The 23,250-nt window shown below is 42.2% G+C and carries 22 protein-coding genes and 1 pseudogene; 11 read left to right on the top strand and 12 right to left on the bottom strand.

The window, feature by feature from the left end:
* Nucleotides 1–746, top strand: a 746-nt coding sequence (locus tag HWQ38_RS05590) for an IS630 family transposase (RefSeq protein WP_292790885.1), incomplete at its 5' end; no start/stop codon positions are given.
* A 16-nt stretch (nt 747–762) separates the two neighbouring features.
* Here the strand turns inward: HWQ38_RS05590 and HWQ38_RS05585 are convergent.
* Both HWQ38_RS05585 and HWQ38_RS05580 read right to left on the bottom strand, forming a co-directional pair.
* Nucleotides 763–1,923, bottom strand: coding sequence for a hypothetical protein (locus tag HWQ38_RS05585; protein ID WP_292790883.1), 1,161 nt, complete (start codon nt 1,921–1,923; stop codon nt 763–765).
* Nucleotides 1,916–2,599 carry a hypothetical protein gene (locus tag HWQ38_RS05580; RefSeq protein ID WP_292790880.1) on the bottom strand — a complete coding sequence of 228 codons (684 nt, stop codon included), beginning with the start codon at nt 2,597–2,599 and terminating at the stop codon, nt 1,916–1,918. Before HWQ38_RS05580 ends, HWQ38_RS05585 begins: the two co-directional genes overlap by 8 nt.
* Nucleotides 2,600–2,804: 205 nt before the next feature.
* Here HWQ38_RS05580 and HWQ38_RS05575 point away from each other — a divergent pair, with 205 nt between their 5' ends.
* Both HWQ38_RS05575 and HWQ38_RS05570 read left to right on the top strand, forming a co-directional pair.
* Nucleotides 2,805–3,053 (top strand): hypothetical protein, encoded by a 249-nt coding sequence (locus HWQ38_RS05575; protein WP_292790877.1) that lies wholly within the window; start codon nt 2,805–2,807, stop codon nt 3,051–3,053.
* Between the two features lie 259 nt (nt 3,054–3,312).
* Nucleotides 3,313–3,537: a hypothetical protein gene (locus HWQ38_RS05570; protein WP_292790875.1), complete on the top strand. Its 225-nt coding sequence runs from the start codon at nt 3,313–3,315 to the stop codon at nt 3,535–3,537.
* Nucleotides 3,538–3,877: 340 nt separating this feature from the next.
* On the opposite strand, the pseudogene HWQ38_RS05565 reads toward HWQ38_RS05570, so the two are convergent.
* Nucleotides 3,878–4,180 (bottom strand): annotated as a pseudogene (locus HWQ38_RS05565) (IS701 family transposase); the annotation flags it as partial.
* Here HWQ38_RS05565 and HWQ38_RS05560 point away from each other — a divergent pair.
* From HWQ38_RS05560 to crtE, 7 genes are all read left to right on the top strand, one after another.
* Nucleotides 4,134–4,793 carry an IS4 family transposase gene (locus HWQ38_RS05560; RefSeq protein WP_292790874.1) on the top strand — a complete coding sequence of 220 codons (660 nt, stop codon included), beginning with the start codon at nt 4,134–4,136 and terminating at the stop codon, nt 4,791–4,793. The pseudogene HWQ38_RS05565 and the gene HWQ38_RS05560 sit on opposite strands and share 47 nt — an antisense overlap.
* Before the next feature lie 83 nt (nt 4,794–4,876).
* Nucleotides 4,877–5,278, top strand: coding sequence for a hypothetical protein (locus HWQ38_RS05555; protein WP_292790871.1), 402 nt, complete (start codon nt 4,877–4,879; stop codon nt 5,276–5,278).
* A gap of 79 nt (nt 5,279–5,357) precedes the next feature.
* The gene (locus HWQ38_RS05550) at nt 5,358–6,011 is read left to right on the top strand and encodes a DNA cytosine methyltransferase (protein WP_366933239.1); all 654 of its coding nucleotides are present in this window, start codon (nt 5,358–5,360) and stop codon (nt 6,009–6,011) included.
* Nucleotides 6,012–6,541: 530 nt separating this feature from the next.
* A complete protein-coding gene (locus HWQ38_RS05545; protein WP_292790868.1) occupies nt 6,542–8,899 on the top strand; it encodes a family 2 encapsulin nanocompartment cargo protein terpene cyclase in 2,358 nt (785 codons plus the stop codon).
* A 265-nt stretch (nt 8,900–9,164) separates the two neighbouring features.
* A complete protein-coding gene (locus tag HWQ38_RS05540) occupies nt 9,165–10,574 on the top strand; it encodes a family 2B encapsulin nanocompartment shell protein (RefSeq protein WP_292790865.1) in 1,410 nt (469 codons plus the stop codon).
* A gap of 104 nt (nt 10,575–10,678) precedes the next feature.
* The gene (locus HWQ38_RS05535) at nt 10,679–12,088 is read left to right on the top strand and encodes a family 2B encapsulin nanocompartment shell protein (RefSeq protein ID WP_292790862.1); all 1,410 of its coding nucleotides are present in this window, start codon (nt 10,679–10,681) and stop codon (nt 12,086–12,088) included.
* A 159-nt stretch (nt 12,089–12,247) separates the two neighbouring features.
* The gene (gene crtE, locus HWQ38_RS05530) at nt 12,248–13,174 is read left to right on the top strand and encodes a geranylgeranyl diphosphate synthase CrtE (protein ID WP_292790860.1); all 927 of its coding nucleotides are present in this window, start codon (nt 12,248–12,250) and stop codon (nt 13,172–13,174) included.
* A 177-nt stretch (nt 13,175–13,351) separates the two neighbouring features.
* Here crtE and HWQ38_RS05525 read toward each other — a convergent pair whose 3' ends face one another.
* The 4 genes from HWQ38_RS05525 to HWQ38_RS05510 all read right to left on the bottom strand — a co-directional run bounded on the left by HWQ38_RS05525 (nt 13,352) and on the right by HWQ38_RS05510 (nt 15,129).
* Nucleotides 13,352–13,600, bottom strand: coding sequence for an EF-hand domain-containing protein (locus HWQ38_RS05525; RefSeq protein WP_292790859.1), 249 nt, complete (start codon nt 13,598–13,600; stop codon nt 13,352–13,354).
* Between the two features lie 265 nt (nt 13,601–13,865).
* A complete protein-coding gene (locus tag HWQ38_RS05520) occupies nt 13,866–14,036 on the bottom strand; it encodes a hypothetical protein (protein ID WP_292790857.1) in 171 nt (56 codons plus the stop codon).
* A gap of 209 nt (nt 14,037–14,245) precedes the next feature.
* Nucleotides 14,246–14,914 carry a hypothetical protein gene (locus HWQ38_RS05515; RefSeq protein WP_292790854.1) on the bottom strand — a complete coding sequence of 223 codons (669 nt, stop codon included), beginning with the start codon at nt 14,912–14,914 and terminating at the stop codon, nt 14,246–14,248.
* A 20-nt stretch (nt 14,915–14,934) separates the two neighbouring features.
* Complete coding sequence (locus tag HWQ38_RS05510) at nt 14,935–15,129, bottom strand: transposase DNA-binding-containing protein (protein ID WP_292790851.1); 195 nt, start codon at nt 15,127–15,129, stop codon at nt 14,935–14,937.
* A gap of 43 nt (nt 15,130–15,172) precedes the next feature.
* On the opposite strand from HWQ38_RS05510, the gene HWQ38_RS05505 reads away from it, so the two are divergent.
* Entirely contained in the window at nt 15,173–15,763 is a 591-nt protein-coding gene (locus tag HWQ38_RS05505) for an IS4 family transposase (RefSeq protein WP_292790849.1), read from the top strand.
* 254 nt (nt 15,764–16,017) lie between these two features.
* On the opposite strand, the gene HWQ38_RS05500 is transcribed toward HWQ38_RS05505, so the two are convergent.
* The 5 genes from HWQ38_RS05500 to ltrA form a co-directional block, all read right to left on the bottom strand.
* Nucleotides 16,018–17,031, bottom strand: coding sequence for an iron-siderophore ABC transporter substrate-binding protein (locus HWQ38_RS05500; RefSeq protein WP_292790846.1), 1,014 nt, complete (start codon nt 17,029–17,031; stop codon nt 16,018–16,020).
* Nucleotides 17,019–19,706, bottom strand: coding sequence for a TonB-dependent siderophore receptor (locus tag HWQ38_RS05495; protein WP_292790843.1), 2,688 nt, complete (start codon nt 19,704–19,706; stop codon nt 17,019–17,021). Before HWQ38_RS05495 ends, HWQ38_RS05500 begins: the two co-directional genes overlap by 13 nt.
* Nucleotides 19,707–19,966: 260 nt before the next feature.
* Nucleotides 19,967–20,398, bottom strand: coding sequence for a hypothetical protein (locus HWQ38_RS05490; protein WP_292790841.1), 432 nt, complete (start codon nt 20,396–20,398; stop codon nt 19,967–19,969).
* A gap of 480 nt (nt 20,399–20,878) precedes the next feature.
* Nucleotides 20,879–21,199, bottom strand: a complete 321-nt coding sequence (locus HWQ38_RS05485; RefSeq protein WP_292790839.1) for a hypothetical protein — start codon at nt 21,197–21,199, stop codon at nt 20,879–20,881.
* A 318-nt stretch (nt 21,200–21,517) separates the two neighbouring features.
* On the bottom strand, nt 21,518–23,215 hold the full coding sequence (gene ltrA, locus HWQ38_RS05480; RefSeq protein WP_292790888.1) for a group II intron reverse transcriptase/maturase: 1,698 nt from the start codon (nt 23,213–23,215) through the stop codon (nt 21,518–21,520).
* Between the last annotated feature and the right edge of the window lie 35 nt (nt 23,216–23,250).

Here is a 23,250-nt window from a genome sequence, read left to right as displayed (position 1 = left end):
GTCGCGTGTCAAGGCTGCGCCCTGCCCGCTATTTGTGCCAGTTGCGTAAGTCCTGTTATATTTGGGCTAAGTATGATTTAGAATCTAAACAAAATCCTCTAATTAGAGCAGAATTCCAAAAGAAACTTGCTCAATATTTAACAATAGCGAGAGAGCAGCCAGAGCGTATACAGGTATGGTTTTGGGATGAAAGTGGCTTTAGTTTACGTGTAATTCGCCGTAAGAATTGGGGTAAGCGAGGAAAACGCAAAAATCTTACAGGGCAACGTCGCCGTGGTCGAGTCAATGTGATGGGAGGAATTCGAGAAGGAGATCGGAAACGAGTATGTTTTTTCATTAAAAAAGGTCAGGGAGATATCTTTTATGAACAGTTACAGGAACTAAATAAATTAATTAAACAAGAGTGGATAACTCAGGGAAACCGTGCCGAAGATTTTCAGGAGAGTGGCCCCAAGATTATTTTAATTTTAGATAATGCTAGTTTCCATAAACGTAAAGATATCCTCGCTAAAATTGCCCAGGAACTCCCTAACTTAGTATTAGAGTTTCTACCTGCATATAGTCCTGATTACAACATCATCGAATTAGGATGGGATTCATGTAAAGAATACATTGCTCATCGTCTATTTCAATCAGTAGATGAATTGAAGTCTTTACTTGATAAACTATTAAATAAAGGTGAGCTAGTCATTAAGTGGCATCGAAAAATAAAAAACAAGGGTAATAGTGACTATGTTGCAATTTAAATGCCGATTAGCTTAACTACAATTCTCTGATTAATCTCCTTGCTTTCTCCAATTCCATTGGATGCGCCTGATAAAAATGGCTATCACTTGACTCACCAACCACAGGCTGAACGATCGCAAAAAATGCCTTCCCATTCCAATGCCCATAAATCTTTCTATCGCTGGCATCCAAAACATGCGTTACAAGGCGTACATCAAAATTATTCACCAATTCATCTGTGAATGCCGCTGGCTTATACTTCAAGCCCCTAACCCTTATTTGATGATTTACATCACGCTCACTGCCAATTGGATTTAATAAACCTATAAATCCAAATCCTTCATCCCATAACTGACCATATCCCAACTTTTTCGTTGAAAGCTGAAATCCTTTCTCTGCTAAAAAACTCTCTAATTTCTCTAAAACTGATGTTGGGGTACAAGCCTTTAGAGTGAAACAATCTGTGTGACAACGAACACAGTAACCCTCAGTTATTTTTTGCCCTGCTTCCATCACATCATAAACTTTTTGCACTGCTAATGTTGCTGCGTTAAAAGCAGCACCCCATTTTGTACCATATTTTTTGGAAGCTAACATCCCAAAAGTACGATGCTTAAACCATTTAGGTAAATGTGGCGACCACTGGCGTAATTGCTCTATACCACCACCATCTGGCTCAAATGTAGTATTACCATTTTTATGCTCAAACAAGTATAAAGTCGGTAACTGGCACAGTGATGTGAAAAATGCTGATTTGATATCCCTATCTACCAAGTACTGCGACTCATGCTCTTGAAAATATTTATAGCTCCAGTACTCATCCGAACATTTTTCGGCTCTCGCTAATATTTTTTTCCCATAGTAGTAAGGGCTTCTCGGTGCTTTACTGTCACACTTTTGAGGATTAATACCGATTACCTCCTTCCAAAACTTTTCAGCAAGTGTGCCAGGAGTTAGATCTGGATGAATAGCCAATGAAAACCCAAATACCTGAGCTAATTCATAAGTCTCTTTTCGGAATTTCTGTCCTTCCTCACTCGGATTCCAGAATACCGCTAACTTCTTACTACCTCGCTTAACCGTAAAACAGACCTTCCCTTTGGAGGCTTGCACATCTCCTCCCTTTTTATCTGCAAAGTCCTGTGCATCTGCCTCTGTCGCCCAGCCAACAATTATGCTCTCCACAGGTTTAACCATATAAATCACCATTCATATCAACTAAATCAGAGTCCTCATAATCCTCAAAATTTAACGATTTTCCTGACGAGTTAGGGGAATCATGATAATACTCTAGGTAAACTGAACCTCCAGATTGGAATTTCAATTTCATCTGTGCTTGAGAATTAGATAAATTATCCTCTAACAAATAACGATATAACCGTTTATCATCAATTCCTGTTACTGAGTTTCCGATTCCCCTAAGGGCAACACCATTTTCTATACCCTCTTTCACAACTGCTTTGACTTCTTGACCTTCTCCCTTTCCATTCACTACAGATTCACTAAATCTCAATTTCGCATTAAAAACTGCATCTATTTTATCTTCTGTTTTCGCTCCTCTCGGAAGTTCTACACTCTCTATTTTTGACTCACGCGGCAGTTTTCTAAATTCTTCTGAAGTTTTTATATATTCTGGTACTTTTGCTTTCTTATTGTATGTGAACATTGTCCGAAACGCTTTAGAATCTGGATTTGCAGTCGGACTTATCCATTTTGATGCTGTTTCTTTACTTATTTTAAATGTTTCTGATATTGTATCTCTTAAGCTTTGACGCTCTACTTTAGTCATCTTACCTACAGATGCTCTAAACTCCTGATCCCGCCTCATTAATTCTTGTTTTTTCTCTGGTTCTACATCTCTCCTGTAACTCATTTTTTATTCCCAAAATCCTATTTCTATTTCTATTTAAATCATGATATTTTTAAAATATCTATTTTGATGTTTACCTATTTTAAATATATCATAGAAAGCTGCATAGTGCAGCACTTAACAACTAAAAAACTCACTTATATGCAATTATGTACTATTTGCATATAAGTGAGGCATAATCAAGAAAGAGTTTACATCCCTCTTATCAATGGCTTCTAATTGGAGAATCACCGTAACCTTACCCGAACAATTCAAACAATTTTTAGAGCAATGGGCCCAAAACGAGCATCGCTCCGTCAGCAATCTCGCTGCTAGCATATTAATTAATGCCGCTCAGGAAAAGATATCCATATCCGAAGCCACACTCGAAAACAAAAAGTCAAAGTCCCAAACTATTAAAAAATCTAACTCTAAACCCAAATCTACTAAGTCTGCCAACCCTAAGCCGATTACATAACTTACATAACTCAATCCATCAATTACCCCGCCAATTTCTCTGAGCAAACTTGAGAGATACTTTTGACTGCAACAAATTCATACCCTCTTGCAGAGGTGCAAATCCCCTCCAGCATTTCCGCGCTGATCATCGAGTCACTACTCAACGATAGAATAAGGGTTTCAGCTTCTGAAAAGGCTTGTATTACTCATGCAATATCTCTTCACCCGGTTTTCTGTGGGAATGCTACTCATACCACAAAAAGAAGGAGAATTTAAGTATGAGCAGTATTATTTCTGCCCCCGGTCTTTATCTTGGTGAAATAAAAATTTACACACCAGAATTTCTGAGAACGATCGCAAATTTATTCGAGCCCAGAAATGACCGCTTTGCAGTAGTTAGAGTCAGCGATAATCTACAAATTGCTGTCACTGCTGGGATGTCTGGACACCTTGGCAGCATCGATTTACAGCCCAACACCAGAGTTAAAAGAGAGGAGTATTAGTTCCCTGAAGATTTGTATGAATTCAATCGTATTTAGAGGAGAGATTTATCTGAAGGTAGCCAAATTGAATTTACTTATCGTGCACTAACTAACTCAGTTGTAAGTAAAGAGCATTGGTCACAATTTACTACTAAATACAGACTCATTGGAGACGGGAATGAACATTACCATATGGCAGAGATACTAGCAGTAGAGCCAATAGTAGGGCCTACTGGGGCAAATTGTTGAGAGGTATTTAGCCATTTTGATTTAGCAATATGTCAACGTGCAGCTTTACCACTAATTAACGGAATGACGGTCATGAAGCCAATAAATTAAAAATAGAATTTTCAGCAAATATGTTCATTACGATAGCAATATTTCGCTTTCCTTTGAGTTGTGATATCTCTATTTCTCTAGTTACAACCCATACTGTTTTTGGTTTGTCTAGATTTAGTTTAATTTCTGTAAAAGCCTCTTTGGGCAGACTCTCTGCTAATTCATCTAGTCTAATTGTTTGTTGAATATTATCTTGAACATTGAGAATAACTTTGCGATTTTTAGCTAATCCCCCTAAATACTTGAGTTGACGATTTTCTAACTTTAATAAGAAGGATGTGTTGTTGCCATATCCAGCATCTACAATTACTATTCCTGGGCGAAAAGAAAGAACTGCGACTTTAGAAATCAGGTATTGTCCAGTATCAATAAATCCTCCTTCTCGGTTAAAAAAGTCAGGCAATTTTAACGTTTACGCACTCTTTGCAACAGAGATTAATGTGCCAGATGGATGTGAGCCAATTACGTGGATGCTACTGACAAGCGAGTTAGTAACAACACAGGCAGAAGCATCTCAAATTCTTCGATGGTATACGTATCGCTGGCGGATAGAAGAGTATCACAAAATACTAAAATCTGGCTGTAAAGCGGAAAGTTACCGCTTGGCAGGGGAGAGTATGTCAACAATGTTAGGTTTTTTAACAGTGATTGCGGCACAATTACTGCGAATGACTTATTTACACCGGAATTCCCCGCACAGTTCAGCAGAATTGGTGTTAACAAAAATACAAATGGACGTGCTACTTGCTAGTACTCCACCCAAACAAAAAAAGCAGATACAGCTTACAGTTGACTGGGGAATTAGAGCAATTGCACGTCTCGGCGGATACTTAGAACATAGGAAGAATAGCCCTATTGGGATACAAGTTTTGTGGCGAGGTTGGTTGGAATTAGAAACCTTGTGCCAAGGTTGGTTGCTACATGAAAATCTAAAATGAATATATTGATTTTAGTTACTTAACAAAGTTATAGAGGAATATGGTTCGCGACAAGCAGTCGCGAATCGCGGAATGTTGATTTTATGCCGAAAGACCGCAAAACTATAGCCCAAGAGGATTTACAATCGCGTATAGACAAAGTTATCGACATGTTGGAGCGTCTTGAAAAAGAAGTCGCTGCCATACACAATTCAATGCCTATTGCGCCACCTAGTTGTAGGATAGCTCGTTACCTAGCAAAGGGGCGTAAAGAATTTTATTGGTACTATAAATTACATGCTACAACACCAGTATTTTCGACTCGGAGTGACGGTAAGCTTTCCAAGTACAAGCATTTAGGTAAGGCTGGTAGTCTTGCCTACATAGATGCCATTGAACAAATTACTGCAAGGACTAAAATTGAAGCTTTAGATCGTTCGATTGAGACTCTCAAACAGGGTTTAAAAGATTTAGTCGAAGAAACCTCCAAATATAATAAAGAATAGCAATTGGTTCGCGATAGTCTATCGCGAACCACTCTTTCTTTTCCACATCCCGTGAAAAGTCAGGGCAACTAAGGAAGATATTATCGCCTTTATCAAAAAAGCGAAAACCAAAAAGACATCACCAAAATTAAATGTCTGCAAAAATTTTGATAACACAAAATTTAAACCAGTTCTGCCAGATGATGCTCCGATCGCTGTAGTACTTTTCGCGGGTGGTGGCGGGATAGAAGCGGGGATGGTACAGGCTGGAATCCGTCCGGTCATTGCAGTAGAGTTCGACCCAAGCAAACCAGAACTAAGTCGGGCGATGCCTGCGGCAACGTCAAGGACGAACGCCAAAACCCATCACCACAACTTTAGCGAATACGGCTGTAGAATAATCCAGCTAACAGTTCAAGAAGTAGCGCAGTCAGCATTCATAGCTTTTCCTCGCCGCCCCGATTACCTCCACGCTTCTCCGGTGTGTGCCAACTTCAGTCAAGCTCACACAGCTAAAGCGGGTAAGGGCGTTAAAACGGCTGACGATCTGACCGCAGCGATCGCAGTAGCAGAAGCCATTCGACAGTTGCAGCCACGGGTGTTCACTCTCGAAAATGTGCCGCGTTATCAGAACAGTCAGAGTTTCAGTATCATCTTGTCAGCTTTGGAGCAAGAGGGACAATTACCTAAATCATCCCGGCACTGTTCAATAGCTTTAAAAGCTGTAGTCCCTATAGAGGATAGCTTAGACTAATAAAGCATACCATTCTCTTATGACCCATTTAGAAAGATTTTTAGAATCAGAAAGGTATTACGAAGTTAGCTTAAAGCAATCAAGCTATTATATAAAGTTTATTTGAATGTTAGCTTAAGTTTCTTAAATTTCTTAACTGTCCTTGCATCTTTGCCATAGTTGTAAGAAGATATCTGAGTGTAAAAAGTGCAGTAGTGTTTATTTACTGTCAGATACCACAAGCAAAGTGAGTACTAGGACATCATATTTTAAAAATATCTATGACATTAACGAACTTTATTGAAACAAAGTTGAACAAACTACATGGAGGTTAATCACGCCTTGCAAAGCTAGTAAAAAGGCGCAATCACAAACCTCCTCGGTTGAGGTAACACTGGTTCTAATAGGGAGCCTCTATTGGAGGGTTAACTTACGCAAAAATCTCCTAAAAAAGCGTTCTATTCCCTATCAGAGAAAACTGATATTAGCACGCCAATTTAACATGACTTTAATCAAGACACTGAGCTTAAACTAATAGGTTTAAATGGACAATGACTTCAAGCAAGCAACCTTTTGAGTTGCCGAGTTTTTATGTGCCTTGGCCGGCACGGCTGAACCCAAACCTGGAAGCGGCACAGGTACATTCTAAAGCCTGGGCTTATGAAATGGGGATTTTGGGTGGAGCAGAGGGTTCAGAAGATTATGGGATTTGGGATGAGCGCAAGTTTGATGCCCATGACTATGCATTATTGTGTTCTTATACCCATCCAGATGCCGATGAACCCATGCTCAATCTGGTAACTGACTGGTATGTTTGGGTATTTTTCTTCGACGATCACTTCCTTGAGCTTTACAAGCGTAGCCAAGATATGGCTGGGGCTAAGAAGTACCTCAATGGACTGCCAGCATTTATGCCTGTGCATCCTCAAGAAACGCCACCAGAACCCACCAATGCCGTAGAACGGGGTCTAGTAGACCTCTGGGATCGGACCATCCCCAATGCCTCCCAAGACTGGGTAATCCGGTTTTCTGAGAGTACCATCAATCTTCTCAAAGAATCTCAGTGGGAACTCGCCAATATCAGCCAAAATCGAGTTGCTAACCCGATTGAGTACATTGAAATGCGCCGTAAGGTGGGGGGAGCGCCCTGGTCAGCTAACTTAGTGGAACACGCGGTTGGGGCAGAAATTCCTGCTGCGATCGCCCCGACTCGGCCAATGCGTGTCCTCAATGACACCTTTTCTGACGGGGTACATCTGCGAAATGACATCTTCTCTTACCAAAGAGAAGTGGAAGAAGAAGGGGAAAATGCTAACTGTATCTTGGTTTTAGAACAATTCCTCAATGTCAGTACCCAAGAGGCGGCCAATCTCACTAACGATTTACTAACCTCTAGAGTGCAACAGTTCGAGAACACCTTTGTCACAGAGCTTCCTTCCTTGTTCGAGGAATATAGTTTGAGTCCCGATGAGCGTCTGAAAGTAGTCCTATATGCCAAAGGACTTCAGGACTGGCAGTCCGGGGGTCATGAGTGGCACATGAGATCGAGCCGCTACATGAACCAGACATCAGATAAATCTTCGACAGCAAGCTGGTTTTTAGGCGGCCCCACTGGACTAGGCACATCGGCGGCCCGTCTGGGAGCTTTATACAATAGTTTGGGACTAAAACGGTTCAAAAGCTTCACTCATGTCCTCTATCAGCCTGTAGGGACAGTAACTCTGCCGCAGTTTTATATGCCCTTCTCCACCAGTTTGAATCCTCATTTAGGAGAGGCTCGGCGGCATTCTAAGGAATGGGCGCGTCAAATGGGGATGTTGGACGTACTGCCAGGGATGCCCAGCATTTACATCTGGGATGATCATAAATTCGATGTGGCCGACGTAGCTTTATGCGGTGCTTATATTCATCCCAATGGGTCTAGTCCTGAGTTGAATATCACAGCCTGTTGGCTGGTTTGGGGAACCTATGCCGATGACTACTTCCCTGCACTGTACGGCTATAACCGCAACATGGCAGGGGCAAAAGTTTTTAACGCTCGGCTATCAGGGTTTATGCCCCTTGATGGGAGTCCCCCGACCGTACCAACGAACCCAGTCGAACGGGGTTTAGCGGATATTTGGGCGCGGACGGCTGGGCCGATGACAGCTAATGCTCGTCGCCAGTTTCGTCAGGCGATCGAGGATATGACCGAAAGTTGGCTATGGGAACTGGCAAACCAGATCCAAAATCGCATTCCCGACCCCATAGACTATGTGGAAATGCGCCGTAAGACTTTTGGTTCTGACCTAACCATGAGCTTATCTCGACTGTCTCAAGGGGACGAGATCCCATCAGAGATATTCCGCACCCGAACCATGCAGGAAATTGAGAATTCAGCCGCCGATTTCGCCTGTTTGACGAACGATATTTTTTCTTACCAGAAAGAAATCGAATTTGAGGGCGAGATTAATAATGGTGTACTGGTGGTTCAAAATTTCCTTAACTGCAATATCCCCCAGGCTGTCGCAATTGTTAACGACCTAATGACCTCTCGTGCTCGTCAGTTTGAACATATCGTCGCTACTGAACTCCCTATCTTGTGTGACGATTTCAACCTGGATACCAGCGCCCGCAAGAAACTGTACGGATACGTCAAGAAACTGGAACAGTGGATGTGCGGCGTACTCAAGTGGCATAGGGCAGTAGACCGCTATAAGGAATTTGAATTGCGGAATAACTCGACACAACAGCGTTTACTCCAAGGACCTACAGGCTTAGGCACTGCCGCGACTCAGATTAGACCAAGTGTTGGTCAGAAAACAACTCAAACCAATGTTCAGCCAATAGTGCAGAACGTACTGAGTAGTCCGACAGGGTTAGGGACTTCAACGACCAAAATCGGAACGCTGTTAGCAAGGAAAGGTTAGCTCAATCTGAGTCGAATGGCACTAAGAAAAAGAGAAATCGTTGAGGCAGCTCTTGTGCAGAGAAGCGCAGGTGCAGGGGAGAAAGAAGAAGTTTTAACCATACGAATGGATATTTAGAAATTCCCCTCTGCGCCCCTGCCACTCTGCTCCTGGAGAATCCTTACGCTGCATACCTTTCAGCTTAACAAGCGTGCCATTGCAATCTGAGTCCCTATTCCAGTCAATCAAATAACTTGTTAACAAACATTACCAATGGAGATTTATCATGACTAATACAGCAAACACTCCCCTAGAAAATCTAATTGAGCAACTGCCAATGGCTTTGCAGACCGAAGCGGCGCGGAAATTGGCAGGCACTACCAAAACCCAACCCCAGATGCAGGGAATTACCTCACGGTGGCTCTTAAAACTACTGCCTTGGGTAGAAACCGTGGGGGGTAGCTATCAGGTTAACCGGCGCTTAACATATACGGTTGGGGATGGACGGGTCAGCTTTACTAATACAGGGGCCCAGATACAGGTCATTCCGCAAGAACTCGCTGAGTTACCTTTATTGCGGGAATTTGAAGATTTTGAAGTGTTAAACGCCTTAGCTAGTCAATTTGTACAACAAGAATTTGCTGCGGGTGATGTGATCATCCAAGAAGGTCAACCAGCCGATAGAGTATTGCTAATTGCTCATGGTAAAGTCAACAAAATTGGCGCAGGCAAGTATGATGATCGCGTTGTTTTGAGTGTATTAGCCGATGGCGATCATTTTGGCGATTACGCTTTAGTCGAATCCCAAGATACTTGGGATGTCACCCTTACTGCCATTACCCGTTGCACCATCTTGTCTCTACCTCAAGCAGCTTTTCAAAACTTGGTTAACCAGTCTGAAGCTTTACAAGTGCAAGTGGATCAATTCAGGGCAAAATTGCGCCAACCCAAAAACCAATACGGGGAAGCCTCGATTGATATTACCTCCGGCCACCTCGCAGAGGCTTTATTACCTGGGACTTTTGCAGATTATGAACTCAATCCACGAGAATATGAGTTAAGCGTCGCTCAAACCATTTTGCAAATAAATACACGGGTTGCTGACATCTACAACGAACCCATGAATCAAACTGAGGAACAATTGCGCCTCACCATTGAAGCATTACGGGAACGCCAAGAACACGAAATGGTTAACAATCGTGACTTCGGACTGTTACACAATGCCGATCTCAAACAACGCATCTTTACCCACAGTGGGCCCCCAACTCCTGACGATCTCGATGAATTGATCTCCATCGTTTGGAAAGAACCGAGCTTTTTCTTAGCTCATCCCCGCACCATTGCCGCGTTTGGTCGGGAATGCAACGCCCTTGGACTTTATCCCACCCCTATCCCTATGGGTAACAGTGCAATTCCGGCTTGGCGTGGTATTCCCATCTATCCTTGCAATAAGATTCCCGTTACGAAAGAGCGTACTAGCTCGATCATGTTAATGCGTGTGGGAGCAAGCAACCAGGGTGTCATTGGTCTGCATAAAACTGGCATTCCTGATGAATATCAGCCTAGTTTGTCTGTCCGCTTCATGGGTATTAACGAAAAGGCCGTTATTTCCTACCTAGTTAGTGCTTACTACTCTACAGCCGTTCTTGTTCCTGATGCACTAGGTATCCTTGAAGATGTAGAAATTGGTCTCTAAGTAGCCGGACATCCTCTTCAAAGTAGGGGCGAACGACCGTTCGCTCTTACTCTCCGATGCTCTCTCTTAGGAATGTAAATTTAGTTGCATGAAACGTTAACTTTATGACAGATTCTTTGATTAGGCCTGATTTAGACCAAGAAAACGGGCAACTCCAGATGAGCTTAAGCACGAAAGGGGCGCGGAATTTAGCTAAAACCACAAAAACTCCGCCCCAGATGCAAGGCATTACCCCCAGGTGGTTGTTACAGATGTTGCCTTGGGTACAAGTTAGGGGTGGGGCCTATCGGGTTAATCGTCGCTTGACCTATGATGTTGGTAACGGACGGGTCAGCTTTACCAATATAGGGGCCCTGGTGCGGGTCATTCCCCAAGCCCTTTGTGAACTATCTTTACTGCGTGGTTTTGAGGATATTGAGGTACTCAACGCTTTAGCAGACCGCTTTGTACAACAAGAATTTGCCCCAGGTGAGGTAATTGTACAGGAAGGTCAACCAGCTGACCAGGTGTTATTAATTGCTCATGGTAAGGTTAATAAGCTGAAGGCAGGCAAATATGAGGCGGAAGCTTTACGGGATATCTTAGCTGATGGCGATTGTTTTGGTGGCGAAGCTATAGTTCTATCTCAGGAAATTTGGGAGGTTAGCCTGAGAGCTGTTACGCGCTGCATAGTTTTGTCTTTGCCAGTACAGGCGTTTCGGGAGTTGATGAACCAGTCTGCAACGCTTCAGGCTCAGGTCGATCGCTTGAGAGCTATATTGAGCAAACCGCAGGATAGGCATAATCAAGCAGCGATCGCCATGACTGCGGGTCATAATCAGGAAACTGAGTTACCCAGGACATTTGTTGATTACGACTTGAGTCCACGGGAATATGAGTTAAGCGCCGCTCAAACTATTTTACAGGTGAATACGCGAGTTGCTGACCTCTACAATGAACCCATGAACCAGACCGAGCAACAATTACGGCTGACGATCGAAGCGTTGCGGGAACGGCAAGAATACGAAATGCTGAATAATCTTGATTTCGGGTTGTTGCACAATGCCGATCTTAAGCAACGCATCTTTACCCGCACCGGGCCACCGACTCCAGATGATTTTGATGAATTGCTCTCTCGGCGGCGCAAATCCCATTTTTTCCTAGCTCACCCTCGCACGATCGCTGCTTTTGGCCGGGAGTGTAACCGTCGTGGAATCTATTCCCCAAGCAGGGAGGTCAACGGAAAGATTGTACCTGCATGGCGCAACTATCCGATTTTTCCTTGCAACAAAATTCCGATCACCAAGGAGGGTACTAGCTCTATTTTGATATTCCGTGTCGGAGAAGAAAACCAAGGGGTGATAGGTCTACACAAAACGGGTATCCCTGATGAATACCAACCCAGTTTGTCTGTGCGGTTTTCGGGTATCAACGAAAAAGCGATCATTTCTTATCTTGTCACCGCCTACTATAGTGCAGTTATACTCATTCCCGATGCACTTGGCATCCTGGAAGATGTTGAAATTGGGCGCTGAGGGAAGGGTAAACCTGACTTTTTTTATAGTGATTAAATTAAATGTCGTCCTGACAAATTGCTGTCTTTGAAATTAGGAGAGCGTTGTTTGATAGTTCCCTCCAACCAACTTTTGTCGATTAAGTGGTAGTACTGTAATCTTAAAAATGAATTATTTATCGTGAATACTCAAATTTTTGAATGGTCATCTGTTAAAGAAACTAGCTTTGACCTTAAAGCTTATTTATCAGAACGGCGATCCCAAGTTGAAGCAGCGCTTGAACAATCAATCACTGTAGTCTATCCAGAAATACTCTACGAATCCATGCGCTATTCTCTGCTGGCTGGAGGAAAGCGCCTACGCCCGATTTTATGTCTTGCCTGTTGTGAACTGCTTGGAGGCACAGTAGAGATGGCGATGCCTACTGCTTGTACACTGGAAATGATTCACACCTTTTCTCTGATCCATGACGATTTACCCACAATTGATAATGATGACTATCGACGCGGCAAGTTAACTAACCATAAAATTTATGGCGAAAACATTGCCATTCTAGCTGGTGATGCGCTTTTAGCCTACGCCTTTGAGTTTCTTGTGGTTCAAACCAAAGGAGTTGCTGCCCAGGAGTTATTGCAGGTTGTTGCTAAGTTGGCTCATGCAGTAGCAGCAACAGGTCTAGTTGGCGGTCAAGTTGTTGATTTACAATCTGAAGGGTTGCAGAATATTGACATCGAAACTCTCAACTTTATTCATGCTCACAAAACAGGAGCAATGTTTGAAGCTTCCATTCTCTCAGGTGCAATGCTAGCGAAAGCTGACAACGAAGTTCTGCAAAAGCTTTCTAGCTATGCTTCCTACATTGGTCTAGCTTTTCAAATTGTTGATGATGTTTTGGATGTAATTGGAACACAAGAAGAACTCGGTAAAACCCCAGGCAAAGACCAAAAGGCACAGAAAGTGACGTATCCCAATTTATGGGGTATTGAGGAATCAAAACGCAAGAGCCAAGAATTAGTTGACCTAGCCAAAGCTGAACTTGTTGATTTTGGAGCAAAGGCACAACCTCTAATGGCGATCGCAGATTACATCACAGCAAGAACGCAATAACCCTTAGGGCAAACGCATCTAAATTACTCTCGATCACAACGAAGATTAAGAACCAACGAAAAAATCTTTCCTTTCGCGTTTGATTATTTTTTCAGCCCCCAAGCGATGCCTGCGGCGGGCTACGCCAACGCCTAAATTTTTCGCAATAAGCAAGAGTTAATGATATTATTTTCAGATCTATTGACAATAGACTTTGCTTATTGACATGATGCGGCCGCCCTGTTTCTTAAACTCTTCAAAAGTAATGCTACCATCTTTGTCAGAATCAGCCTTTTCTAGTAATTCTTTTCTATCATAGACTCCTGCTTGTAATGAGAAAATCATACCAAGTTTACCATTTGAATAAAGCTCATTAATGGAGACTTTGCCGTCACGATCTTGATCCACTATTGTAAACAGATTTTGAAGTTGTTCTACAGTTGCCATAAGATCGCAATCATTTAATTTTCAATTTAATATGTCATAATCTTGATGATAATTCAAGGACACTTAAGAAAGTTAAGAAAGCTAAGAGATATTTAATAAAATTTTTATATTTTAATAAAAAATAATTCTCCCTCGATTAGCGTTCATAGTCTCAAAGATAGTCTAACTCTGTTAAATTAACAAAGCTATCTCAAACTATTACTACTGAAGGGGTGACAAAGAAGTTACAAAGCACAGCAGTACTTGATATTGAGTGAGTGCCTTACTATAGCTCTATCAAACAATTGTGGATAGCTGTTTTGTAAAATAGGACTGGTAGCGATCGCTTGCGCTCCTCTTCAGTTTGGGTATTAGTGATCGCTTCTTCGATTGCAGTTGCTGGAATCGCCATCTCGATTGCTTTAAGCACATCACCACTTCGTATCTCAGGAGACATCAACGAGAAATCCCTCAGATGCACAATACTGAATTTCCTTTCTTGGGAACAGTCTTTAATTTACATGACTTTGAGCCTTAACTGAACCGTATTGCCTTTAGGAGGTTACTTAGAACATCGACATAAAACCCCTATTAGTATCCAGGTACTGTGCGAGGCTGGTTAAAATTGCACGACCTTTGTGAAGGCTGGCAGCTTGCAAAAGAGACTTAACAGGAAAAGTCAGGTAGAGGGTCACGGTTGTCAAAGCGGTAAGGAGTACGAAGATTAACGGGGCAAAATCGTACAGACAGCTTGGCTTTGCGGGCAGAACGCTTGCTCGTTTGAGGTAATTCGATTTCTTGTTCAAAACTGCTTGGTTGTGCTTCTAACTTCGACCAAAGACGCTCGCTCTCGAAATCTAAACCACGGTTATGAGCCGCACGGACGATAACTCCGGTGTGTTGAACTTGACGAACTTTGTCGAAGACTTCTGTGATATCACCTTCTCGGTCGAAAACATGAATCACTCGCGTGTGTTGACTCACAAGGTTTTCTACAGTGGTAAGTGCCTCTACCCACCTGTAAGATTCTTTCTCTTCAAAGGGGCGTTTTCGGGCTTCTTTTCGAGCTGCTGCTTGCCGTCTTTTCTTCTGGACTGGTGTTTCATCTTTTGGTAGCTTCTGCTTTGGTTCTCGATTCCAAAGTTTTTGCCACAACAGACCTATCGATTCACCTTTTTCTGGTTCTATAGCTAAAGCACTGTGTAATATTAAACCGTTACCTCCCTTACCAATAGGACCGTAACCTTCTTTCTTAGCCACAATGCTGCCATAATCAAGGAAAGTTGTGTCTCCGATACACAGCACTACATCGTATTCTGCAACAGTTTCCGCCATAATTTGACAGTGCGGCTCTATTATTTTGGCAAATTCAACTTTTGGGTTAGCAAAAACTCATAGGTTCTCTTGAGTACGGTTGCTCCACTGAAGATTTCCGACAGGGCTTTGCCAAATCCAAGACTAAGAGCATAGCCTATGGACATTGCACGCTCATTCAATCGCCGATCGCCTAGCTCACAAGTCGCAAAATTTTTCTCCCACCAGTCCAACATTGCTTGTCACCTTTAGCACCGAATTTTAATTATTGTACCGTATATGCTGCGCTATTTCTTAAAGCCTTTGCCAGTAAGCATTTCAAGACTTAACGGGAAAAGTCAGGACCCTCTACTTGTGTATGCTGTTTATGCCACGGAAGTTAATTGTCCCGAAGATGAAACACCCGTAGAGTGGATGTTGTTAACCACGGAAGTTGTCGCAGATATCCAGACTGCTTCTATGATTTTACGTTGGTACACTTATCGTTGGCGGGTTGAAGAATATCATAAAATTTTCAAGTCTGGATGTCAGGTGGAACGATATAGACTTGCTGCTGATGGGATGAAGACCCTAATTGGTTTTTTGAGTGTGATTGCTGTTGAGCTTTTACGGTTGACTTATCTCCACCGCACTGAGCCTTCAGCTTCCGCCATTGAAATTCTTAATCCCCTTGAACTGAGGATTTTGAAAGCTAAATCTCCGAAACTACCCAAGGTGTTAACAGTTAGTTGGGCTGTCGAAGCGATGGCTCGTCTTGGCGGCTACCTAGAACATCGAAGCAAAACACCAATTGGTATCCAGGTACTGTGGCGAGGTTGGTTAAAATTGCATGACCTCTGTGAAGGTTGGCAGCTTGCAAAAGAGACTTAACGGGAAAAGTCAGGTTTATAGCCCTGCGGCTAATCCTTCACAACCCATAATGGGCTTGATTTCTAGCCAACGAATCGCACCGATCTAACAAAATCGCATCGCTGCCCGAGCGGGAGCAGGAGCCTCACCATCTGCGCGACCAGACGGGTCTTGGGTTTAAGACAAGAACACCAAATTTTCAATTTGGTGGCTCCTTTTCAGGAGGGGTTTGAATTCTATAAGTGAAAAGAACCTTCTGTCCTCAGCAAGACAGTCTAGCTGCCTTCTTCAATCAAATATCGGAATAAATCGTCGATCACCCGGTTAGCTGAGATGGGGCCCATGCCACGCCAGTAAGAACCAACTTCATGTACTGAGGAATGCTGCACGACTTTTAACTTAGACCATAGTAGAGATGCTTTCAAGTTTTGAAGTTTGGAATTGAGATTTTGACGACTCATCAGATATTGGGTGACTAAAAATAGGATATCTCCATCAATTTCATCCAAGAGTTCCTCAGATATGGAAAGAAAAGCATAGCGTCCCCCCAAGCGCATTTTGTTGCTCGTCTCAAAATCTAGTAACTGATTTGGCGGACGTTGAACACCAGCATCTTTAAGGATCTCTCCCTCAAAAGAAGCCGCTTCAGGCAGAAAAATTCCATCAGTACGCAATTCAGCCACCGATACAAGTGTAGTTAACAGACGCTGACCCATAGAAGCTCTCAACTGTGCTAAACGTGCATAATAATTAGTGATTAACTGCTGTGCTGACTCAGTTTTGCCCAAGGCATCAGCAGTAAAAGCTAAGAACCCTTTCCACGGTGCAACAGGGTTAAAAGTAGCCAAAATCGTAGGTGCAATGTGAGACAATAAGCTGTAGATGTCTTGATGGGAACTCAAGCCCAGAATTAAGTCTGGCTTGAGTCGCAAAAGTTTCTCTAGATTGGGAGACTCCAAACCGACATCCTCAATGCCTCTGAGTTTGCCGACCAATCGCTGCAAATCAGAGACAGCATCCTTTGGGGCAGCGATGGGGACGACTCCCAAGGCAAAAGTAGGTTCTAATAAAGCTTGGACCAAAACCAGCACCCGTTGAGGATGGGCAGGAACTATGGTTTCACCCATAACGTGTTTGACAACGCGGACATCGACAAGAGATGGTGATTTAGTCAAGGAATGACCATTATTGTGTGAAAGTTTCCCCAAGCTGCAACCACAGAGAAATAGCAGCAACATTGCAATTAGGGATAGCCACTTCAGTATGATATTTACTTTTACAACTGCCACTTGAAAGTCGCCTCAACCGCAAACGGCTCACCCGGAAAAACACGATTAATATTGTAAGCGCCTTCGTAATAAAGAACATCAAACAGATTTTTAAAATTGAGTGCTGCCTGGAAGTTGTCATGGCGGTAGTATAAGGCAGTATCAGTACGAACATAACTCGGCAATGTGTAGGTGTTAGTCAAATCACCTTCTCGATCGCCAACATAGAATAGACCCACACCACCGCCGAACCCTTGCAGTTTACCTTTGGGGATAATATAGGTTGTCCATATTGAAGCACTATTTTCCGGGACGTTAGCAAGCAAAGTTCCGACTTGATAAGTGTTGTCACGAGTAACACGGGCATCGGTATAGTTGTAAGCGGCAATGATGTTCCATCCTGGGGCAAGTTCTCCGGTGAAAAATAGCTCAACACCTCTACTTCTTTGCTCACCGACTTGAATACTGAAGGTTGGATCGTTGGGATCTACCGTTGTAATGTTGCTCTGGGTGAGTTGGTACAAAGCGAGTGTAGCCGAGAGTTTATTATTGAGTAAGTCAGTTTTGATTCCAACTTCATACTGAGTACCACGGGTGGGTTCAAAGGGATTGTTATTGACATCTGTACCCAAAACTTGATCGAAAGAGCGACTGTAGCTGGCGTAGAGTGAAACAGGTGGAATCGGTTGATAGACAATGCCCAAGCGTGGGCTAAAGGCCGAATTGGATTGCTCGGTAACACTTGTGGGGTTATTTAAGGTTGTGGCGATGATCTTTTGATCCACAAAGTCGCCGCGTCCACCCAAGACCAACTTCAGATTATGTGTGATCGCTAATTGGTCTTGAACATAAACTCCTAACTGATCGAGTCTCTCCTTGTCTTGGCGACTGTTGAAAATATTTCCTGGTGTCTCTCCATAAACTGGATTGTAAATGTCAATCGCCGGAAAAGTGCGAACTACAAAACTGTAGGGTGAAACTATACGTTGATACCAATCAACGCCGACTAGCAATTGGTGTTCTAGACCAAAAGTGTTGAACTTCCCCACCACATGAGTATCTTGAGAAAGGTTACTAATGGTAGTAGGACCCCAGACTTGCTCAAAGCGATTGACTGTACTGTTGTCTGCCTGTAAACTTGTTGGTGTGACATTGGTAGTATAGGGTCGGTCTACAAACGCATAGCTCAAGCTATTGTACAAAGACCACTTATTAGTAAAGTTATGCTCAAAGTTGTAGCCAACCCGACCTTCTGTCACTTCCACTCTGTCTTGTGTGGGATCTCCGAGGTAGGTGTTAGGAAAAATCTTGCCATTTGGATTCGGTAGTATTGTGCCAACAGCAGGTAAACCCACAGGAAAAAGTTCTAATTGTCGTGAACTGAGATACTCCGCGGATAGAGTCAGCTTTGTGTCTTGACTTGGCTGCCAAGTAATAACGGGTGCGAAAAAAGCCCGCTCTGCGTATGCAGAATTGATATAGCTACCGGAATTTTCGTAGTCTGCATTGAAGCGATACAAAAGCTTTTTATCAGAAGTCAGAGGACCGGAAAAGTCTATGGAGGATTTATATAAGCTATAACTTCCGACGTTACCCTGTATTGAGTAGTAAGGTGTAGTCAAGGGCTGCTTAGTGATTAAATTATACACACCACCCGGCGAGCCATTACCGTAAAGCACTGAGGCTGGTCCTTTAAGCACCTCTATACGCTCTATGTTGGCAAGATCATTTTGGAATGGAGTACCAATTAAACTGGTGAGATTATCTCTCAAGCCATCTCTGAGACTATTTGAAGCCTCAACACCGAAACCGCGAATAATTACACTCTCGCCAATGCGGCTTGGTTCCGCTTCCTGACCGATACCAAGATTTCTCAAGACATCACCAACGCGGTTGTCAGCTTGATCTTCAATCACCTGTCGGGGGACAACTTGAACTGTTTGTGGAATATCCCGGTTTGGGGTATCTGTTCTTGTTCCTGTAGTGGCATCAGGCACGCGATAACCAGTATCTGGTGGAGCAGTAACCTCTAGTTCTATGGCAGGATTTTCCCCTGGCTTTGTCTGCTGTGGTGGCGTTGGCTTCTGCTGTGTTGTTGCAGTAGAAGTTACTCCAAACACCAAACCCTCAGTCTGACTATCAAACAATTCCACTACTGGCGCACCCGTTTCCCCCACAACAGTTACTCGAAACGTGTTAGTGTCCACATTAGTAACTGTAATTAGTGCTATTCCGGCAGATGGCTTTGATTGTTGGAAACTCTCACCATTTCTCAATTTCAACTGACCATTCTTGATATCTGCAACGTAAGAATTACTTTCAGTTTTCCCAGAAACGGACAATTTCTCAGAATTGGGTGTAACTAAAATTATCTCTATTCCTTTGTCGGTGGTATTTACCTTCACATCCGTCACCGACACGACATTAGTTGTGGCTTGACTTATTTGAGAAACAGAGTTCTTCTCTCTAGGTGTTCTCAGTAAATACGTTGCACTGGTTTTGGCAGACTGCACATCACTCAAACTATGAATCTTTGGGGTTGATTCAACTTGATTAACTGCTGTCTGTTGGGATAATGGTTCTTTGTCAGTTGCATTTGTTGTCTCCTGACCCCGAACCGGAAGAGTATACGCTAGCATTGAGACAGTAAATAAAAGACTTCGCCAAAATAACACAGATAATTTTTCCAAAGCCACTATCACTCCTCACAATTTGCTATTTGCTTTGAAATCACCACACTACAAAATATGCCAAAGAGATAGGCGATCGCAGAAGCAATCATCCTTTGTCGAATGGCATTCATGTTTTTAAAACAATACCAACACTTGGTAACAAATACCAATATTTTTGGTGATAGAACTTTGACAAACAGCACTGGTGTTAAAATCAAGTAAATAAGTAGCAGAAACTTTTCTCTTAACTCACCTCCTTGAAACCCCGATTAAGTCTTAACTTATTAATTGTTCGTATCATGAGGAGTTGGAAGGGGAGGCTGAGATTGAAAGCGCTGTTGATAGCGACGTAAGGAATCGCGCAATCGATTCTGACTTGTAGATTTTATGGAATCAGATTCAGACTGGTGTTGATGCCGTAGTAACTGCCTAACTTGAGACTGGCTTGGACTTGATGTATCAGATTCTCCACGCCGACGACGGCGGGGCGTTGCTTGGGGGTGACTAGATGCATCAGATTCTACATTTTGCCGCCGAGGAACTGCTATAGATTCTCTATCTTTGACAACAGATGGTTTTGGTGTAACAGATTCACGCTGCCTTCTGGATTCGGGATTCACATCAGCAATAGTTCCTGAAGTTAACCGCCGCCGGGAGCAACGCGATTTTGTGAGATCGGACAAAAAAGGTGCGATGCCTGCGGCGGGCGTAGCCATCGCTAAAACGCATACATCAGTACAAAGTTATTTTCTTAGCATAAAAGGCACTAAGAAAACACGACAATTAACCCTCAAGATAAATCTCAAAAGGATGTTTGGTAAGTGATTTGATGATTATTTCAAAAAAAAATATAAAAAATTTTTATTACGTAGTATCAATTATATCTAAAATTTCAATAATCAGAAATATTAGGTATAAAATTTATCAACCCGTACGGGGACTAATAAAGGAATTAAAGATAGAATCACAAAAATTATCCCAACTTTTAGCTATCCATTGACAACGAAGATGGAGCATAATTTCTGCATTAGTTTGTAACCAAAACTTACTGTTTCCTTTCATGCGTAAATTAACAACTTGAGCCACTTTAAAAACGGACAAAATCCTTGATTTGAGGTTTTTATTTTTTGCTCTTTGAGTGGATAATTATCAGATAATTCACTTTTCCGATTCCGTTCAAGTACATCAGGTAGGCTTCAAGTTACTTCGACGTTTCCAATTGTTACTATTTGCCGCTTTTTATAACCATGTTTTTGCGTGTTGACTTTTCTCCATCCCTGCGTTTGACTAACAGAATATTTAAGTACTTTTGGGGAAGTTGAAAGGTTAGCTAATAAAATAGCTATACATTGACCTGCTAAAATAATCGCCTGTTCTCTAATTTCTTCTTCTCGTTCTCTCAGCTTTTTTCCATTCCACTCTGTGATATTTGTAAATTCTAAAAGTTTTTTGACCTGTGAGTGAAAACTTTTAACTGACTTGTTTAAATCAAGGGTTGCACTTATATTTTTTGCCATACAAGATAGACATTAAAAGCCTGTAAACATTACTTAACGGGAATCCTACCTTGTTTTTGGCCATCATAAATTTTTGCACACGTCACCACACTTAAAACTTAGCTATGTTTTTATGTATTAATACGGCTATTAATGTAATAAATATTTTTTAGTACTGAAACTAGTTGTTAGCGATGGCTGCGCCCGCCGAAGGCATCGCACTTTTTTCACCAGTAAACTCAGCAAGGCTGTCACCAGCCCTGCTGGTCTTCAAAACCGTGCATGATACTTTCGCATCACACGGCTCCTCAATAATTTGATGCAAGTCATGCATACCTACTACCGGGAAGTGGCAGTTTTCACATCATGGCAATGTCTGTGAAGTAGTTGCAGATTTTTGTAATCATTCTTTCCACCTTTCGATTTAGGAATAATGTGGTCAACTTCCATCACATCATCTTCTCTAAAATCCAGTCCACAGTGGGTACATTTCCCTTTTTGTTCCTTAAGAAGTGTTGTTACTCTCAATGGTAGTAAGGGATTCTTACCTTTCCTTTCACTCCAATAAACTAAGTTTCCATCAAAAGGGGAATTTTTGCCTTCTACCTTAATATGTCTAACAATTCCTGTTTTGGCATACTCAAGTAATGTGGAGGCTATTTTTCCTTCGTGTTTTGTTGAAAATACCCAGTTATTATTGCCAAATGTTCCCCAGTATTTGCTAGAAATCCAGCTTTTTGACTTATGGGGGTGGCGACGTTTTGCCCAAGTTTGAAGTTTTTGGAATATTAGATGGTCTAATAAGGCAAATATTTCTTTACTCACAACAGTTGAGTAATAATTCGTCCATCCTCGGATAATAGGATTTAGTCGTTTTATTAGTGCCTCTTGAGGGACTGATTTGTGGGTATCGATAGTCTTACAGATTTCGTCGTAATGTTCCTTTATTGCTTTTTCACTTGGCTTAATGAGTGTTTTAAAACCTAGTAACTTTCCATTCGTGTTTTTACCCGAATGAGTTTTTCCTACCTTATATTGCCTAATATTGAATCCTAGAAAATCAAAGCCTCCTTTCTTGACGGAACTTTGTGTAAATATGTTGTCTGAAGGATTCAATGTGTGGGTAATACGCGTTTTACTAGGTTTTAGTTCTAGTCCCATTTCTTTCAACCATTCAATAATCCGGTCTTTGCATTCGTTAACTACGTCGAAATTTGGGTGAATAATTATAAAATCATCAGCATATCTTATCAGGGACAATGCATAACGATTCTTCTTCTTATTTCCTGGTAGAGAATCAGCAACTTTGTTGATTTCCTCTTCCATTCCGTGTAATGCGATGTTAGCTAGTAGAGGGGAAATTACCCCTCCTTGCGGAGTACCTTCTTCTGTTGGGGACCATTCATGGTTATCAAATACGCCTGCTTTTAACCATTCCTTTATTAGGCGGTTTAAGGTTGGGAACGTATTGATTTTTCTGAGTAGTGCCTGATGGTTTATTTTATCGAAGCATTTAGATATATCAGCATCCAAAATCCATTTTGGTTTTTGTTTGATGTTATTAAATATTGCCTCGATAGCGTCATGGGTTGAACGTCCTGGTCTAAATCCATAACTGTTAGGTTCAAAGATAGCTTCCCATTCCGGCTCTAATGCCAGTTTGACAAGTGCTTGTGTTGCCCTGTCTTGCATTGTCGGTATCGAAAGGGGTCTTTTTTCACTCGTTCCTGGCTTGGGAATCCAAACCCGTCTTGTGGCTTTGACCTTGTTAGTTAATTTCAGGTTTAAAATTAGGGTAAGTCTTGCCTTTGGTGTTAGTGATTTTACACCATCAACACCAGCGGTTTTTTTACCTTGATTATCCTGACTGACTTTGCGTATAGCTATGGCTTTGGCTGACCAAGACCTCATTAAGGTCTTTTGGAGTTTACGAACTGTCTTAGCATCACCACGTTGAGAGGCTTGGAAAATTCTTTTCTGAAGCTTAAAAACACGACGTTCTAGCTGACGCCAGGGTATCGTATTCCATTCCACCATCTGATTGCTCAGTGTATTAGACATATATACTTCTT

The sequence above is a fragment of the Nostoc sp. NMS7 genome (assembly GCF_017115085.1).
In the GTDB taxonomy this organism is placed as follows: domain Bacteria; phylum Cyanobacteriota; class Cyanobacteriia; order Cyanobacteriales; family Nostocaceae; genus Nostoc.
This window is presented reverse-complemented; position numbering and strand designations above follow the sequence as displayed.